General features: G+C 58.2%; 20 protein-coding genes. 9 read left to right on the top strand and 11 right to left on the bottom strand.

The features are described 5' to 3' along the window. Positions 1-97: 97 nt before the first annotated feature. Positions 98-1,222, top strand: coding sequence for a site-specific integrase (locus tag AO353_RS00290; RefSeq protein ID WP_054593154.1), 1,125 nt, complete (start codon positions 98-100; stop codon positions 1,220-1,222). Position 1,223: 1 nt separating this feature from the next. On the opposite strand, the gene AO353_RS00285 is transcribed toward AO353_RS00290, so the two are convergent. The 8 genes from AO353_RS00285 to AO353_RS00250 all read right to left on the bottom strand — a co-directional run bounded on the left by AO353_RS00285 (position 1,224) and on the right by AO353_RS00250 (position 6,340). Next, positions 1,224-1,499, bottom strand: coding sequence for a pyocin activator PrtN family protein (locus tag AO353_RS00285; RefSeq protein ID WP_054593153.1), 276 nt, complete (start codon positions 1,497-1,499; stop codon positions 1,224-1,226). Beyond that, positions 1,496-1,762, bottom strand: a complete 267-nt coding sequence (locus AO353_RS00280) for a hypothetical protein (protein ID WP_054593152.1) — start codon at positions 1,760-1,762, stop codon at positions 1,496-1,498. Before AO353_RS00280 ends, AO353_RS00285 begins: the two co-directional genes overlap by 4 nt. Positions 1,763-1,839: 77 nt before the next feature. Further along, positions 1,840-2,235: a hypothetical protein gene (locus AO353_RS00275; RefSeq protein ID WP_054593151.1), complete on the bottom strand. Its 396-nt coding sequence runs from the start codon at positions 2,233-2,235 to the stop codon at positions 1,840-1,842. A 31-nt stretch (positions 2,236-2,266) separates the two neighbouring features. Then, positions 2,267-4,960 carry a toprim domain-containing protein gene (locus tag AO353_RS00270; protein WP_054593150.1) on the bottom strand — a complete coding sequence of 898 codons (2,694 nt, stop codon included), beginning with the start codon at positions 4,958-4,960 and terminating at the stop codon, positions 2,267-2,269. A 2-nt stretch (positions 4,961-4,962) separates the two neighbouring features. Beyond that, complete coding sequence (locus AO353_RS00265) at positions 4,963-5,196, bottom strand: hypothetical protein (RefSeq protein WP_054593149.1); 234 nt, start codon at positions 5,194-5,196, stop codon at positions 4,963-4,965. Between the two features lie 72 nt (positions 5,197-5,268). Then, positions 5,269-5,634 carry a hypothetical protein gene (locus AO353_RS00260; protein WP_054593148.1) on the bottom strand — a complete coding sequence of 122 codons (366 nt, stop codon included), beginning with the start codon at positions 5,632-5,634 and terminating at the stop codon, positions 5,269-5,271. Further along, positions 5,631-6,110 (bottom strand): YmfL family putative regulatory protein, encoded by a 480-nt coding sequence (locus tag AO353_RS00255; RefSeq protein WP_054593147.1) that lies wholly within the window; start codon positions 6,108-6,110, stop codon positions 5,631-5,633. Before AO353_RS00255 ends, AO353_RS00260 begins: the two co-directional genes overlap by 4 nt. A gap of 29 nt (positions 6,111-6,139) precedes the next feature. After that, positions 6,140-6,340, bottom strand: coding sequence for a DNA-binding protein (locus tag AO353_RS00250; protein ID WP_054593146.1), 201 nt, complete (start codon positions 6,338-6,340; stop codon positions 6,140-6,142). 92 nt (positions 6,341-6,432) lie between these two features. Here AO353_RS00250 and AO353_RS00245 point away from each other — a divergent pair, with 92 nt between their 5' ends. Together AO353_RS00245 and AO353_RS29435 are read left to right on the top strand one after the other, a co-directional pair. After that, the gene (locus AO353_RS00245) at positions 6,433-6,780 is read left to right on the top strand and encodes a helix-turn-helix domain-containing protein (RefSeq protein ID WP_054598141.1); all 348 of its coding nucleotides are present in this window, start codon (positions 6,433-6,435) and stop codon (positions 6,778-6,780) included. A 102-nt stretch (positions 6,781-6,882) separates the two neighbouring features. Continuing rightward, on the top strand, positions 6,883-7,068 hold the full coding sequence (locus AO353_RS29435) for a hypothetical protein (RefSeq protein ID WP_081013681.1): 186 nt from the start codon (positions 6,883-6,885) through the stop codon (positions 7,066-7,068). A gap of 75 nt (positions 7,069-7,143) precedes the next feature. Here AO353_RS29435 and AO353_RS00235 read toward each other — a convergent pair whose 3' ends face one another. The 3 genes from AO353_RS00235 to AO353_RS31450 form a co-directional block, all read right to left on the bottom strand. Then, positions 7,144-7,401 (bottom strand): ogr/Delta-like zinc finger family protein, encoded by a 258-nt coding sequence (locus tag AO353_RS00235; protein WP_054593144.1) that lies wholly within the window; start codon positions 7,399-7,401, stop codon positions 7,144-7,146. Between the two features lie 65 nt (positions 7,402-7,466). Then, positions 7,467-8,345 (bottom strand): phage portal protein, encoded by an 879-nt coding sequence (locus AO353_RS00230; RefSeq protein WP_054593143.1) that lies wholly within the window; start codon positions 8,343-8,345, stop codon positions 7,467-7,469. Further along, positions 8,257-10,308 carry a terminase large subunit domain-containing protein gene (locus tag AO353_RS31450; RefSeq protein WP_054593142.1) on the bottom strand — a complete coding sequence of 684 codons (2,052 nt, stop codon included), beginning with the start codon at positions 10,306-10,308 and terminating at the stop codon, positions 8,257-8,259. Before AO353_RS31450 ends, AO353_RS00230 begins: the two co-directional genes overlap by 89 nt. 163 nt (positions 10,309-10,471) lie before the next feature. Between AO353_RS31450 and AO353_RS00220 the strand changes: the two genes are divergently transcribed. From AO353_RS00220 to AO353_RS00195, 6 genes are all read left to right on the top strand, one after another. Beyond that, entirely contained in the window at positions 10,472-11,386 is a 915-nt protein-coding gene (locus AO353_RS00220; protein ID WP_054593141.1) for a GPO family capsid scaffolding protein, read from the top strand. 1 nt (position 11,387) lies between these two features. Beyond that, on the top strand, positions 11,388-12,407 hold the full coding sequence (locus tag AO353_RS00215; protein WP_054593140.1) for a phage major capsid protein, P2 family: 1,020 nt from the start codon (positions 11,388-11,390) through the stop codon (positions 12,405-12,407). Continuing rightward, entirely contained in the window at positions 12,404-13,126 is a 723-nt protein-coding gene (gpM, locus tag AO353_RS00210; RefSeq protein ID WP_054593139.1) for a phage terminase small subunit, read from the top strand. The genes AO353_RS00215 and gpM overlap by 4 nt, the downstream gene beginning before the upstream one ends. Before the next feature lie 97 nt (positions 13,127-13,223). Further along, positions 13,224-13,685 (top strand): head completion/stabilization protein, encoded by a 462-nt coding sequence (locus tag AO353_RS00205; protein ID WP_054593138.1) that lies wholly within the window; start codon positions 13,224-13,226, stop codon positions 13,683-13,685. Beyond that, a complete protein-coding gene (locus tag AO353_RS00200) occupies positions 13,682-14,134 on the top strand; it encodes a phage tail protein (protein ID WP_054593137.1) in 453 nt (150 codons plus the stop codon). Before AO353_RS00205 ends, AO353_RS00200 begins: the two co-directional genes overlap by 4 nt. Then, on the top strand, positions 14,121-14,804 hold the full coding sequence (locus AO353_RS00195) for a phage virion morphogenesis protein (RefSeq protein ID WP_054593136.1): 684 nt from the start codon (positions 14,121-14,123) through the stop codon (positions 14,802-14,804). The genes AO353_RS00200 and AO353_RS00195 overlap by 14 nt, the downstream gene beginning before the upstream one ends. The last annotated feature ends 6 nt before the right edge of the window (positions 14,805-14,810 follow it).

The following is a 14,810-nucleotide window of genomic DNA, read 5'->3' as shown; positions in this document are numbered from 1 at the left end:
TCTACGTGTTTAAAGCTGGTTTTAGGGGGTAAATGGGCGTTTTCTGAGGGTCGTTGGTACAATGTACCAACCCCTTTAGCAATTGTACCAGTTGACCATGGCCACGATCAGAGCACGGAAACGCACGGACGGCAGCACCAGTTACACGGCACAGATACGCCTGTTTCGCGATGGTGCGCAAGTTTACCAAGAGAGCCAGACCTTCGCCCGAAAACAGGCCGCCCAGGCTTGGGTTCGCAAGCGAGAAACCGAACTGGATCAGCCAGGCGCGATCGAGCGGGCAAACCGCAAGGGCGCGACGGTAAAGGAAATGATCGACCGCTATTTGATTGAAATGGAAAAGGTCCGGCCGCTGGGTAAGACCAAGCTCGCCACGCTCAAAGCGATCAGTGAATCGTACCTGGGCAAAATGAATGACCAGGACATCAACAGTCAGCAGTTGGTGGAGTATGCACTGTGGCGGATGGGCAAGGAGGGCGGGGAGGTACAGCCTCAGACAGCTGGTAATGATCTGGCGCACTTGGGTGCAGTGCTTTCGATCGCTCGGCCAGCTTGGGGCTACGAGGTCGACCCGCACGCAATGGTGGATGCCCGACGGGTGTTGAAAAAGCTGGGGTACAACATGAAAAGTCGTGAGCGCGATCGACGCCCTACATTGGATGAACTCGATAAGTTACTCACGCACTTCCAGGGTATCCAAGCCCGTCGTCCAACGTCGATCAATATGCTCAAAATGACCGGCTTTGCGTTGTTCTCAACACGCCGTCAGGAGGAAATTACGCGGATTCAATGGGCGGACCTAGATGAAGTGGGTCAACGCGTATTGGTGCGCGATATGAAAAACCCCGGCCAGAAGATCGGTAACGATGTCTGGTGCCATTTACCACCGGAAGCCTGGGCCATTCTCCAAACCATGCCGAAGGCGCTACCTGAGATATTTCCGTACAGCGCAGAGTCTGTATCCACCTCATGGACCAGGGCTTGTCGGATACTTGGCATCGAGGATCTGCACTTTCATGACTTGCGCCATGATGGCGTTAGCCGGCTTTTCGAAATGGACTGGGATATTCCCCGGGTAGCGAGTGTGTCGGGGCATCGCGATTGGAACTCGATGCGGCGCTACACCCACCTACGCGGACGAGGTGACGCATACGCGAACTGGAAATGGTTCGAGAAAGTCCTACAGGCGCCCGTAAAATTGGGCGCCAGGACGCTGAAGTGAATTAGCTACTGCGTGGCGCGCTGTTTAACTGATTGCTCTCTTTGACGGCAGCAGCGCGCTGCATATCCAAGTATTCGGAAAGATCCGTGATGTGAATCCCCTTTGCGCTCTTTTGGCTCGGCTCCATGCGCGTAATGGGGATTTTTATTTGTCCGGCCCCCACCTTGCGTTGGAACATGTCTGTGGTCAGATGGGTGAAGTAGTCTTTGCAGACTCGCTCCAAAGGAATAACCACCTGGCCGTTGTATTGGGCCATGAGGACGAATAGCGTTTTCATAGTGTTACTCCTTCGATGGAAGTTGGTTTGGCCAACAGCTGGGCCACAACTGCAGCCTCGTTCGCGCTGATGTCGCCGAGTTTGTGGGCCATGGTGGTGAGACATTCGAGGCGGATCCGCGCATCGGGCGTTTTTCGCACCTGGTAATCGAACAGAGCGGTGCCGACGATCCGGATGGCCATCAGGTGCCTTGATGACTGGATGTCATTGTTCGGCAGTGTGTTAGCCTTCGGATCGCTACCGCTTTGGTGCTGTGCTTGCATGGTATTGCCCTCAGTGGTGGTTGGTGTCGAGGGGTTGCACCCCCTCGGCGCCCTTCGTTTACTGACGATCGCCGGCTTCAGTGAATCCGGTGAAACTCCCCGTCCCACTTGAACAGCAGGTCTACGTCTTCCACTCGGTAGCAGCCACCGAGCCCACCCTTTACGACGTAACCGGAAGGGTCATCCTCAAAGCGAACCGGGAACGGATATCCATTTCGAAGTTGCATCCAGCTAATCTGAGATGCGTACTTACTTGTCGCCTTGATTTCCGCGTAAAGCTGCTGACCGAGTACCTGCGCTGGGTTCGGTTTCAACCCTTCGAGGTATGCTTCAAACACTAACTGGACCGTTTGGTTATCGAAGCGCTTACCGTTGTGCGCTAGGTTCTGCGGGGCGATCTTGTGGAACATCACGTCCATGAACGTGTTGATGTTTAACTGGTTCTCTAGTTGTTGCTTCTCGTCTTCACGCATGGTTTTTGCTCCTCTCGTTTAGTGGCGGTGATCAAGCGGCCTGGAAGATCCAGCACCGCACGGTTTTTGGTTTATTGGCAGCGTCAACGTCCCAGGAGGAACACACGTTCCTGTTGGTTTCCACGAACTTGGGGCACTTGCTGGTCTTGAGGTGGCGTTTGAGTTCGGTCAGATCCGGCACTTTTTGCCGTTTCTCTGCGGCTTCCTTGGCGAAGTCGTTGAGGTTCACCGCGATCAGGCCGTCATTGCGGGAGTGGTTCAGCCCGCCGGCGGCGCTGTTCAGGTACTCGTACAGCTCCCAGAACTCGACGACGATTGGGTGATCAGCGTTGATGGCCAGCTGGCGTTCCTTGGCCATGCTCTGGATCTCGGCATGGGCTGCATTCACCTGGTGCTTTTTCAGTGGAACAACGTGCTCCAGGGCGTCGACCAGTGCGTGCAACTGGGCGTGATTCTTCGCGATCCGAACGGTGCGGATCTCGGGCAGGGCCAAGAGTTTTTGCTCGTAGAAGGGCACCTTTTCGCGGACGGTCTGCATCACGATGCATTCCTTCATCGTCGCCTTCACCAGGAACCCGCTCACGCGGTCGACCGGCATGCGCTCGAGCTTTTCCACCAACAACTTGGTCTGCGGCGTCTGGCCGTCCTTGGTCATGGCGATGTGTATCAGGCGCTGTAGGATTGGCTCGGAGGCGTTTACCGCATGGTTCTGGCCGATGACCACGGCGCCGCGAAATGGCGGTTCACGGGTGTCGTTGCCGTTGTTCTTTACGCCGGTGGAGCGAACGCTCCGGCCGTTGTAGGCAGTTTTCAGTTCATCCCAGTCGTACTGTTTGGTCTGGCTGCCATCCGTTTTTTCCCGCTCCGACTCGATGAGCACCACCGGCAGATTGCCGACCTGTGCGAAGTTCCGCGCTCGAGCGACCGGGGTGCCCTTGGTTGGGTCGAACCCCTCATAGTCGATGCGGCCGCACAGTTTCCAAAGGAACTCGATAAGCGTTGATTTACCGGCGCCTGGCTCACCAATGATCTCTGCGAAGGGGTAGCTCTTCTGGTGCTGGCGGATCTGTTCGGCAAACAGTGACCCGAACCAAAAGGCGAGAGCGACCAGGCCTTTGGCACCGAAACATTCCCAGATGATGTCCAACCATTCGGTGTCGAACTTCTCCAGATCCGTGTTCAGGTTGAGGATGACCGACTGGCTGAGGGTCTTGATGCTCAGGCGGTCCATGTCGAAAAAGTCTTCTTCATTCAGCTTGAACACTTTTCCGTCGCGAACTGCTACGTCGCCGTAGACGTAGGCACTGTGTTCACGGGTGTAGCCAGTGAAGTCGATTGTTTGAACGGTCTTGAGAGCGTCAGTTTGCTCTTCAATGAAGGCGTCCAGCTGCTGGGTCGTGCCAGTGAACATCCCACCAGGTGCAATGCCGAGCAGGCGCTTCTTGAACTCGGCAGACGAGGCGATCTGCGAACTGGTGAAGGTGTTCTTAATTGGCGCGGCGTCGTGGGCGAACGTGATCCGGAAGTAGTACCAGGATTCGTCGGTGAGCTTGTTCTCCTGGTAATACAGGGCCTTTGGGTTACAGGTGGCGATGCGCTGGAGTGCGCCGCACTGCTGCATGGCCTTGGACCGCATCTGTTTGTTGTTCAGCAGCTGGTCGTCGTGGTGGTCGCTGTCCTCGAGCTCCTGAATCGCTTTGTTGTACTTCTCCAGGTCGAGCTTGAACCAGTACAGGCGGTTGCCGTACTCCAGATGGAATTCGCTCCGGCGCTTCCAATCGAACATCACCAAGGCCTTCTCGGTGGCGTTCTCAGCGATCAGCAGTGCACCGTGATGCCGTGCGGTGGTTATGTCTTTGTCGAGCTGAGCATCACGCTTTTCGCCTTCGTCCAGGAATTGCCAACGCTGGTGCAGATCGTTCCAGTCGACCTTTCTGTTATCCCGCTGGGGGATCTGCGCTGCTTCACAGGTGAAGCCCAGTTCTCGGGCCATACGGACCCAACGCTTGGTGTAAGCGTGTGCACCTGGTTCGTTATCAAGCGCCCAGACCAGCTTCGGCAGGTTTCCCGGGCGGGCTTTTACCAATGCAGCCAGCGAATCGGCGGGGAAGGCGTTTGAGGACATCGCCGATACGGCGGCAATGTCGTGGTGCACCAGAGCGATCGCGTCAAAGATGCCCTCGACAATCCAGATCTCTTTCGCCTCGAGCACGTCGACGCACGGCGGGCACCACCACACGCCTTTGTAGGACTCTCCCGGCTTGAAGCGCGCCTTCATCTTGCCGAAGCGAGAGGGCCTGTCGATCAAGCGCTCCCAATAGCCGCCTTTCTCTAAGGCGAATCGAACCGTCGCACTCCCTGCGTCGTGTTGGGGCGCGTAGTACGAATCCTGTGTAAACCAGCCGCCGATAAGTGAAATATCGAAGCCGCGAGCAAACTCAAGGTATGCCCGGGCGGTAGCGGTGGGGGCGTTCTCGGTGGGGGGAACGCGCTTGCTCCAGTCTTCAAAGAGGTCGTCGTAGATCTCCTTTACGTGCACCGTATGGCCGCACTTTTCCTGGCGTCCACAGATGAGTTGCCATGGACTGTCGAAGCGGGTGTACAGCTCTTTTTTGTTGCACTTGGGGCAGGTGCCACCGCGCATGTATTTGGTGGGCGCGCGGTGCTTCAGGCCGAACTCAGATTCGATGCGCTGTAGTACGTCGTGGCGGAGATCGTCTCTCATGGTTATTTCACTGCTTTGAGGCTGAGGGTGAGGGCGCCGATTAGGTGTTTCTGAGCGGCCATCACAGGGCTGTTGGCAAGGATCGAACCGTGGCGAAGGCCATCGGGAATCAGGCGATATTGGTCTGCGTACCAGAGGTCATTGAGGCTGAGACGGTATTGCTCGCGCAGGTTGGCCAAGAGCGCTTGAGCCTGGGCAGGCGTCAGTTTTGCGTTGATGTTCATGGCGTTTTCCATCGTCAAACCTCAATTTCGGGCGCAGCTCACCCAAACCCACGGCGGTGGGACGGGCGATTTATTGGGTGGGTGTTACGAAGCGGTAACGCGGAAGCGCCCGTTGTCCGGTGCGATGAGAATGCGTTCGTAGATCAGGCTGACCGGGATTGCCCAGGCGTTGCCGGTGGCTGTATCGATGATGACGGTGTGCGTGGACGTGCTGCTGACAATGTCCAACCGCTGCCGATCGCTTACCGCTGACAGTTCGCTGCAGGCCAGATGCACCAACCTTTCGGCGGTCTGAGTCAGGACGTCGTAATCCGCGACCAGGTGCTGCACTGTGCGGTCGAACAGTAGCTGATCGTCACCCAGGTGTTCGCACTGGTGACGCTCAAGGAACACGAGGGCCGCGGCTTTGAGCGTGTCCTGATATTCCTGTACTGCGGGCAGATTGTTCATTGGCCATTCCCCGGTTTGGCGCGGTACAGGTCGATGGCTGCCAGCACTTCGGCGTGTCGTGCGGCCATGTGGAGGTTGTGAGCGTTGAGGATGATTTCGGCTTCTTCTGAGTTGATCGAGCCGTCTTCCAATGCTTGGGCAATCGCTTGGTCAACGCAACCGCGCTTCGCTGAAACCTGAACCGATCGGGCGTACAGCTCGACGTTATCCAGCGTTTCGGGGTCGGCGACCGGTACAAACAATCCGCCGTACATCTGCGCTACATAATTCGGAAAGTGGTTGGTGCCGCTGGATTGTTCCAGCATGTGAACCTGAGCGTCACTCAGCGGACTGCAGCCCGCGCTTTCATAGGCGTGGTTGTCGAACTTTTTGACTTTCATTCCCAAGCGAGCTGCAGCGCCTTCGCGTCCATCGGGGTAGCTGCGAATGATCTCGCGCATCGCTTCCTTGCGCGTCTCTAGAACGGGGCTTTTCATCTTCTACTGTTCCCTGTTGGTCCGTGCCGTTACTGTTCGATAACGCCGTCTTTGATGTTGAGCAGTACGGCGGCGCGATGTGCCTCCCCACGGCGACCTTTGATCCGACCGTTCAACAGGTCGCTGACTAAATTTTTGTTCAGTCCGTGCTTTCGGCTGAACTCCGCAATACTCATACCTTTGCGATCCAACGCCTCTCGGGCTTGCTCGGGTGTAACGGTGGCGGGCATAGTGCGCACTCTGTTCGGTTGTGTTTACTTGTGTTTGTCTGTGGTGATTCTTGGTCAAAAAAATGATCAAGTCAATGGTGGTGACTAAAAAAATGCTCATAGCGGATCGAGTAGGTGAACGCCTGAGGGAAGAGCGCGAGCGCTTAGGGCTGAATCAAACAGAGTTTGGAGTGCTTCTAGGAGTCAGTCGGGGGACACAAAAGAACTATGAGCTGGGAGCGAATTCGCTCGACCTTCGTTATGTTGCCGCGCTTGAAGAACACGGTGCTGACGCGGCTTTCATCCTGACTGGCCGTCGTTCCACACCATTTGGTCAGCTGTTTACAGCGGCCGAAGAGGAATTGATAAATCAGTTCAGGAGCATTTCGGTTGATGATCAAAAAGCAATTCGTCGCTTTCTCAAAGCCATGGCCGACGATGCTGCCAAAGGATCGAATTAACTTGTAACAATGCATGTTGGGCATTCGCCATCTGTCCGTTCTAAAGCCATCACCCACCCCCCAAAACGTCGATTCAGCAATGCACTTTATGGAGTAGTAAGCATGTTGGATCGCACGAACAACGAGCGCGCCTGCGTTGGATTAACCGAGTCCGAATGGCTTGGACTGACCAAATTTGAACGCCGCCTTGTCGGTCTTTACCGACGGTTGAGTGAACAGGAGCAACTTCAACTCCGACGGCTTTCCGAGGTTCTGGCCACCAATCCAGAAGAGACAGCCAGGCGCTGAATTCCCTTCGTCGTTGAGCTTCAGAAGACTCATTCGATGCAACCGATCGCCGGCGTTGAGCCGGCGGTTTGCGTTTCACGCCACCGCCTGTGTCCCAAGCTGTTCGAAGAGTTCCCGCTGTTTTGCCCTGGGCATTTCCCTTAAACGGTCGAACAACATCCTTTCGAATGACTGAGCTGATGGGCTCAACGTGTGCGAAAACGTCAGGTTCGCGACCCAGGTGTGCCCGCACTTTGCGTCGAGGCATTGGCAGTACAGCTTCGCGAACTCCGTGGATAGCTTCTCTCGTGAAGCGATTCGACCTCTGTGTCCGCATTTGCATTCAACTCGCATTGTGTCCCTCCCCAGGGCAGCCAATAGCCAACAGTTTGCCACAATATGTAGTGGTATTCTCTTTGCTAGGCACTAGATGCGGTTGAATCAACTGTCGAATCTGGCTCGCTCCAGGTGATTCGCCTGTCTTCACGTAGCGATTCGTTGACCTGATTAAACAGCTGACAGATTGGCCGGATCTCGTTGCTGGTGTACACCCGATCGATCTTCTCGATATCACCGAAGCCAGCGCTGTTTTCCGGGATGATGCCGGCCAGCGCAGGGTTCATGCGCCAGGCGGCAATCACGTCGTTGCGGGTGATGTTTTTCACCTTCTCCAGCTCGTCCTTGGCTTGGAAATCCCCCACGGGAATGATCTGAATGGCGTTCTCCTTGCCGTTGGGAATGTTGACGAACATCGAGCGGAAGTTACCCACGCCCTTGCTGGCGCTGATCTGGGCTCGCAGGTTTTCTTCGTCCTCCTCGGTCAGATCGGGATCGTTGGTGTAGAAGATGTAACCCGCGTGGGCACCGTTGCTGTAGTAGCGCCGGCGGAACAGGGTCGCGGCTTCGTTGAGCAACAGCGCCTGCAGGCCGCCCAAGTAATCCGGGATGCCGTAAATGGTCTGCTCGACGTCGTAGTCCATGACGTGCTCGATCTCGTCCTGGTCGAAGTCCATGAATTTGTTGTCCGGCAGCAGCATCCGGAAACCGCCGTCCACTTTCACCCGCATGTTGATGGCCGGCAGATGCTGCAGCTCCAGCACCTGACCGAAGGCGTTGGTGTCCCGATAGAAGAACGCATCGCCGAACACCATGTAATCCAGTCCCGCGCAGCCCATGGTCCGAGCACTGCAGCCCGCAGACGGGATGAACTCACGCAGCAACAGGTTGCGCTTGAACTTCGGAATGGCGCCGTGGTGTGCGTTGGCGCGCAACAGCTTGGCCAGGCCGGTGCGCGACACCGGTGGCTTGTAAATCTCGCCGTCGTCGCTGGGGAATACCCCCACGTACTCGCCGATATTCCCCGACAACACCTGTTCGGGTTCCCCGAAGGTGAATGCCCGCATGGGCTGTTGCTGTTGTACCTGCTGGTTGACCTGGCGTTTTTTGTGTCGAGGCTTGGGCATTGTTTCCACTCGTGACGTAGCGGCTGCGTCGCCGCTTGTTGGTGTTCAGGGGTTCGTTGGCCAGGGCGTGCATGACCGCCCAGGCGATGTCAGCGTGGCCGGTGGCGTCGGTACGCGAAGCGCTGTAGGTGACTTGGCCACTGTTGGTGGTACCGCGCTTGATGGTCAGGAACGCCTGGGCAATATCGGTCCAGCCGGCATCCCACTCGATGCGGCTACCTTGGATCGTGTCCTGCGCCTTGAGCACCAGGGCGTTCTTGGCTTCCAGGCTGTAGTGGATCGGCGTGGCTTTCGCGTAGAAGTCGCGCACCAGGTCGAACACGCCGTAACCCACGCCGGTGACATCGATGCCGATGTGCTGGACGTTGAAGCGCTCGGTGAGCTTCTTGACCTGGGCGGCCTGGTAGGTGAACGAGTGTCCACGCCAGCTGTGCTTCTCGAGGATGCGGAACTTCGCCCCGGGCTCCAGCGGCGGCGCGATGACCACACAGGTGGCATCGTCACGGGTGCGGCTCGGGTCGTAGCCAAGCCAGACCGGGCTGTTGCCGAATGGACGATCGTCGTCAGGTTTGTAGTCCTCCCACAACGACAGGTCGGAGTAGCAACGCTCCAGGTCTTTGAGGCCGAACGCACTCTGCGTGCTGTCGATGAACTTGCAATAGAACAGCTGCTGGAACTTGTCCTCGTCGTACTCCAGCTGCAGCTGCTCGAGGTCGAACAGATCGCACCCCCCATCGATCGCGTCCTGAATGGTGATGGTCTTGCGCCACTGACCATCCGGACACAGAGCGCCCTGGGTGTACGCCGCTTCCACCGGCCAGGTACCGCCGGCCTTTTTGCCGCGCTTGCTGTTGCGAAACTCCTCGCCGGACCAGAACGGATAAGCCTGGTGCGACACGGCGCTGGGCGTCGAAAAGTAGGTTTTTCGCCACTTTTTGTGGGTGCCCATGGCGCTGGCCACGGTGCTGAGTTTGTCGAAGTCGCGGATCCAGAAGTATTCATCGACGTAGACGTGCCCGTGGTAGCCCTGGGCGGTGCTGCTGTTGGTGCTGAGAAAACGCAGTTCCGCGCCGTTGCTCAGAGTGATGGGATTGCCGGTCAGCTCGATGCCGAACCACTGCTGGGCGAACTGGATGATGTAACTGCGGAAGATCTCCGACTGCGATCGGCTGGCCGACAAGAACACCTGGTTGTCGCCGCTCAATACGGCGTCCATGAACGCTTCGCCGGCGAAGTAGTAAGTCAGGCCCACTTGGCGGCTTTTGAGGATATTCCGGATCCGGGATGTCAGCGGATTTTGCTTGGCGGCGAACAGCTCCTGCTGGTAGCGGTACATCTTGGAGATGAACTTATCCAGGAAGTCGACTTCGGTCAGGCCGCTGATGTCGTTCTTGGTCTTCTTCTCCTTTTTCTTGCCGCCACCTTCGCCACGGCCTGAACGTTCGCCACGCGATCGCTGGCGTGGTTCTGCAGGTTCACCCTCGCCGTCGCCGATGGTTGCCGGTGCCGGTTTGACCGCTTGCTTCAACAGCCGCTCGCGGACGGCGGTCAGCCGGTCCAGTTCGTTTAGGTCGTCCTTGGACAGGCTACCGACCTTGTCCAGTAGCAGGGTGATACGCCGGCCGACGGCCGTCAGCGGTTCTTCGTCCGACAGCATGTCTTCCCATCCGCCCTGGCGGATCCAGTAGTAGACGATCCGGATGTTGGGCAGGTTGAGTTGCACCTGAATTTCCTTGGCCTTGCAGCGGCGCAGAAACAGGCGTTTGGCGGCTTCTTTAACTTCGGTCGAGTAGTACATGGGCCGCAGTCTATGCGGCGAAAACAGCGGAAACGCGGGGTTAAATTCTGCGATCCACCTATATCGTGAATATAGGAGGAACGCGCAATTGAACCGTTTGTTTGGAGCGGATCGGCTCCCTATCGTGGCGGCTCAAATCACCGATTGAGCGCAGTTATCGCCCATGCCCCGTTCCCTTGTTTCGTTCTGGAAACGTGTCGCCACCAGCGGCACTACCGCCGATGGTCGCGAGATCCTTCCCCAGGAACTGCGCGACATCGCTGAAACCTACAAACCGTCCAAATACACGGCGGTTATCTGGTGCGATCACGAGCGCTGGTCTGGCTCCCACGGCACCGTCTATGCCGTGCGTCTGGTGGAAGAGGGCGACGATCTGGAAGAGGGGCAAATTGCCCTAGAAGCCCAGCTCAAACCCAACGATCGACTGCTGTACCTGAATGACCAGGGGCAGAAGTTATTCACCAGCATCGAGATCACCCCGAACTTCGCCGGTAGCGGTAAAGCCTACCTATCCGGCCTGGCTGTCACTGACGAGCCGGCCAGCCTGGGTACCCAGGAACTCTACTTTTCCAAGAAAACCAACAAGACCGCGTATTACGCCTCCTCGGTTGAGTTGGGTTCCCTGCGTGACACCCAGCCACAAGGCGAACTGCAGAAGCTGCTTACCGCGTTTACGGGGTTGTTCAAGCGCTTCGGCATCGAAGAAATCCCCGCAAACCCGCAATCCCCAACAGAGAGCAAACCCCCAATGGATGAAGCTACAGCCAAGGCTATTCAGGCCCTGATTGAACAGCAGTTGATCGTGACTGCTGGTCTGCAGGCCCTGGTCGACGGTTTCGCTGAAGTAGTGCCCGAGATCGAGCAGGAGCCTGTCGACGACGTGCAAAGTGCTGTCGACGTGATCATTGCCACCGCTGAGGAAGAAAAGAACCTCAGCCGAAACTCCGGCAATAAGGCTGTTCTGGCCGGTCTGGCGAAGCTGCAAAAGCAGTTCACCGCGCTGCAGAACACCCCGACCGGTCGCCAGTTGCCACGTAACCCTGGCCCGGTGACTCCTGCCAAAAAGCGGGTGCTCTGATATGGGCCAGCCACTGAGCGCCAAGGGCGCCAAACAGTACGCTGAGCTGCAGGAAGCGATCGCCGAAACCTACGGGATTGAGCGCGCCAGCAAGACTTTCAGCGTTGAACCGTCGATCGCTCAAGAACTGAACGACTCGATCACTGCCAAGGCCGACTTCCTCGAGCGTATCAACGTCGTCCCGGTCAGCGAGATCAAGGGTGAAAAGGTGTTCATCGGTGTCAACGGCCCAGTTACCGGCCGCACCAACACCAAGACCACCGATCGCGAAGCCAAGGATGCTTCCGCGCTGGAAAACACCACCTACGAACTGAGCGACACGCAGTCCGACGTAGGTCTGCCGTACGCGAAGATCGATGCCTGGGCGAAGTTTCCCGACTTCCAGGATCGCTACTCCGCAGCTGTGCAGAAGCGTATCGCCCAAGACCGTATCGTGATCGGCTTCCACGGCACTCACGCGGCACCCCAGACCGATCTGGGAGCCAATCCCAAGCTGCAAGACGTCAACAAGGGTTGGCTGCAGCAGTTGCGCGAACAGGCTCCGCAGCAGGTGCTCAAAGAGGGCGCCGCTGCTGGCAAGGTCAAGCTCGGCGCCGGTGGCGACTATGCCAATCTCGATGCCCTGGTGCACGACACCAAGCAGATGGTCGACGAGATCCTGCGCGAAGACGGCGACCTGGTGGCGATCATCGGTTCGGACCTGTTGGCGGCTGACAAGGCCAAGCTGTACACCAAACAGGGCGACACCCCGACCGAAAAAGAGCGCATCGAAAACCTGCAGGTCATCGCGACCTATGGCGGCCTGCCTTCGTTCAGTGTGCCGAACTTCCCGGTCAACGCGGTGTTGGTCACCAGCTGGGACAACCTGTCGATCTACTTCCAGGACTCCAGCTGGCGCAAGCAGGCGGTCGACAATCCGAAACGGTCCCGCGTCGAGGACTACAACAGCCGCAACGAAGGTTACGTGATCGAGCAGTTGGAAAAGATCGCTTTGACCGAGAACGTGGAGCTCGTGGCGTGAGCCTGGCCCTGGCGCACAAGCGCCGAACCTTGGCCCTCGATAGCGCAGCAGCAGTGGCGCTCGCCTCTGTTGCAGTGGCTTACACCCCTGGTGAAGCGCTGAGTAGTCCTGCCAATGCCAAAAAGCATCTGCTGCTGCAGGAAGCGGCCCTGGACCAGGACCTGGAACGCCTGAGCGCAATCAAGGGTCTGGCCGGTCGCCAGGCACTGAAGCGTGAGGAACTGCTGCCCAAGTACCAGGATTTTATCCAGCGCTACATGGAATCGGGCCTGGTCATGCCGAACCGTGTCCTGGTGCAGGTGATGGTCTGGCTGTTCGACACCGAGCAGTTCGAAGACGGGCTGGAACTGGCGGACTTTGCCATCGAGCAGGGCCAGCAGATGCCGGAGCGCTTCAAGCGCCGAGACATCCAGACCTTTGTCGCTGATGCCGTGATCGATTGGGCCTACGCCGAGTACAACGCCAAGCGCAGCCCGGAGCCCTATCTGTCCAATTTGCTGCCCCGGGTTGATGGCGAATGGGATCTGACAGAGCAGATCCCGAGCAAGTACCACAAGTTGATCGGCATGCGGGCCATGGAGGCCGAGGAGTGGAAAACCGCGCTCGAGCATCTTGAACGCTCCACTGAGTTGTATCCAAAGGCCGGTAACGACACCCGTATTGAGAAATGCCGCAAGGCCTTGGCAAGACAAGAAACCGCCACCAACGGCGCCCAATAACCGACTACCCCCCCAGCGGGGACCTGTGGAAGTGAGCCGCCCATTTATGGACCGTCCCACTGAAAACAGGCTCCCCGCCCTATTTGAGCGGCCAGCAATGAGCTTTTCCGGGAAACCCACCACCTTTGTGGAACAGATCATAGAGAACGACGGCTTTTGGCCGGACCTCTCCCTGGCTGAGTTCCAGAAGGGTTACCGCCTGCCGGGGGAGTACCTGGTTGAGCTGCTGGTCACTGATCTGACCACCGCGATGGCCGAGGTCAATCGCGACCTGACCCAGTGCAAAGGCAAATGGCAGGCCGTTGGCATCACCAACGTGAAATCTGCTGACCCTATGGTGCTGCCCGAGCGCACATTTCACGTAGCGACGTACAAGCGCGCCGTGTATTGCCGCGCCAAGGCTAGTTTGCTGCCGCAGTTCGCCTCGGTGGTCCGCCGCGAAAGTGCCGAGAACCTGGGCAAAGAGGAGCCGGAGCGCAAGGAAACGTTCCTGGCATTCAGCCAACAGGCCGTTCGCTCGTTGCAAGGCCGTGGCCGCATCACGGCGGCGCTGCTATGACCAAACTGCAAGCGCTGACCCGCTATCTGATCGAACGCCGCCTGGTACTGCCGGAACAGCTCGACAGCTGGACCGAGCAGGTCACCCTCGAACTGGTGTGGAAACCCGACGTCGACGGCATGCACCTGGGCAACATGCGCTACCGCGCCGCGATCGTCCTAGAGCGCTTCGCCGACCATCCCGCACGCCTGATGGCCCTGATCGGCAGCTGGCTGGAAACCAACGATCCCGGCCGCGATCGGGACGAGTTGCCGGCGGCGCAGTTCGCCATCGAGATGCTGGACAACGACCTGGCCGACGTGGACATCACCTTGGAGTTCGTCGAACCGCAGTACCTGGCCGAAGACCCTGCCGGCGAGATCCAGGCCTTTGGCAAGACCTGGGCATTTGTTCCGTTTGACCTGTGGGTCGCGGAGCGCGGCGAGGTGGCCACCCATGGCGCGGCGTAGCACCTTCGAACTCGACGCACGCGGTTACCTAGCCGTGGACGCGCAACTGGCGCTGCTCGCTTTACCACCGCAGCTGCGCCGGCGGCTGCTGAACAACGTCACCAAGCGCGTGCGGACGATGAGCCGCCGACGTGTGCGCGATCAGCAGAACCTGGACGGTTCGCCTTTCGAGGCGCGCAAGGGTTCGGGCAAGGGCAAAAAGAAGATGGAAGCCGGCCTGGCCAAGCTGATGGTGGTGACCCGTGTCAGCGCTGACGAAGCGGAACTGGGTTGGAAAAACGCTCTGACTCGCTGGGTCGCGGCGCAGCAACACCATGGCGTTAGTGAGCGCCGCACCGCCGCGCAGATGCGCCGCTGGAACAAAACCCCACCCGGCCTGGCCGCCACCGACAAGCAAGCCAAGCGCCTGCGCCGGTTGGGCTTTCGTGCGCGCCAGGCAGGCAAAAAGACCCTGACCCGACCATCAGTGGCGTGGATTCAAGAGCATGTGAACTACGCCAAGGCGGGGCTGTTGATCCGCATCCTCGACGACGAGCGCAGCGAATCCAGCGGCGCACAAAGCTGGGAAATCACGTTGCCAAAACGCCAGTTCATCGGCGTCAACACCGACCGCGACACCAGCCTGCTGATTAACCAGGTGTTGCAACAAATCCTACATTCACCCCGCTAACGAGGC

The organism is Pseudomonas fluorescens, from assembly GCF_001307155.1.
Classification (GTDB): domain Bacteria; phylum Pseudomonadota; class Gammaproteobacteria; order Pseudomonadales; family Pseudomonadaceae; genus Aquipseudomonas; species Aquipseudomonas helvetica.
Note: the sequence above shows the minus strand (reverse complement) of the source record. Positions and strands in the feature narration are given on the sequence as shown.

What these genes read in the sequence shown, in the direction of transcription:
- AO353_RS00265 (WP_054593149.1), bottom strand. Translation starts at nt 5,196, where the DNA reads ATGGAAAACGCCATGAACATCAACGCAAAACTGACGCCTGCCCAGGCT.
- AO353_RS00245 (WP_054598141.1), top strand. Translation starts at nt 6,433, where the DNA reads ATGCTCATAGCGGATCGAGTAGGTGAACGCCTGAGGGAAGAGCGCGAG.
- AO353_RS00215 (WP_054593140.1), top strand. Translation starts at nt 11,388, where the DNA reads ATGGGCCAGCCACTGAGCGCCAAGGGCGCCAAACAGTACGCTGAGCTG.
- AO353_RS00220 (WP_054593141.1), top strand. Translation starts at nt 10,472, where the DNA reads ATGCCCCGTTCCCTTGTTTCGTTCTGGAAACGTGTCGCCACCAGCGGC.
- AO353_RS29435 (WP_081013681.1), top strand. Translation starts at nt 6,883, where the DNA reads ATGTTGGATCGCACGAACAACGAGCGCGCCTGCGTTGGATTAACCGAG.
- AO353_RS00280 (WP_054593152.1), bottom strand. Translation starts at nt 1,762, where the DNA reads ATGCAAGCACAGCACCAAAGCGGTAGCGATCCGAAGGCTAACACACTG.
- AO353_RS00260 (WP_054593148.1), bottom strand. Translation starts at nt 5,634, where the DNA reads ATGAACAATCTGCCCGCAGTACAGGAATATCAGGACACGCTCAAAGCC.
- AO353_RS00195 (WP_054593136.1), top strand. Translation starts at nt 14,121, where the DNA reads ATGGCGCGGCGTAGCACCTTCGAACTCGACGCACGCGGTTACCTAGCC.
- AO353_RS00235 (WP_054593144.1), bottom strand. Translation starts at nt 7,401, where the DNA reads ATGCGAGTTGAATGCAAATGCGGACACAGAGGTCGAATCGCTTCACGA.
- AO353_RS00205 (WP_054593138.1), top strand. Translation starts at nt 13,224, where the DNA reads ATGAGCTTTTCCGGGAAACCCACCACCTTTGTGGAACAGATCATAGAG.
- AO353_RS00270 (WP_054593150.1), bottom strand. Translation starts at nt 4,960, where the DNA reads ATGAGAGACGATCTCCGCCACGACGTACTACAGCGCATCGAATCTGAG.
- AO353_RS00290 (WP_054593154.1), top strand. Translation starts at nt 98, where the DNA reads ATGGCCACGATCAGAGCACGGAAACGCACGGACGGCAGCACCAGTTAC.
- AO353_RS00285 (WP_054593153.1), bottom strand. Translation starts at nt 1,499, where the DNA reads ATGAAAACGCTATTCGTCCTCATGGCCCAATACAACGGCCAGGTGGTT.
- AO353_RS00255 (WP_054593147.1), bottom strand. Translation starts at nt 6,110, where the DNA reads ATGAAAAGCCCCGTTCTAGAGACGCGCAAGGAAGCGATGCGCGAGATC.
- AO353_RS31450 (WP_054593142.1), bottom strand. Translation starts at nt 10,308, where the DNA reads ATGTACTACTCGACCGAAGTTAAAGAAGCCGCCAAACGCCTGTTTCTG.
- AO353_RS00200 (WP_054593137.1), top strand. Translation starts at nt 13,682, where the DNA reads ATGACCAAACTGCAAGCGCTGACCCGCTATCTGATCGAACGCCGCCTG.
- AO353_RS00250 (WP_054593146.1), bottom strand. Translation starts at nt 6,340, where the DNA reads ATGCCCGCCACCGTTACACCCGAGCAAGCCCGAGAGGCGTTGGATCGC.
- AO353_RS00275 (WP_054593151.1), bottom strand. Translation starts at nt 2,235, where the DNA reads ATGCGTGAAGACGAGAAGCAACAACTAGAGAACCAGTTAAACATCAAC.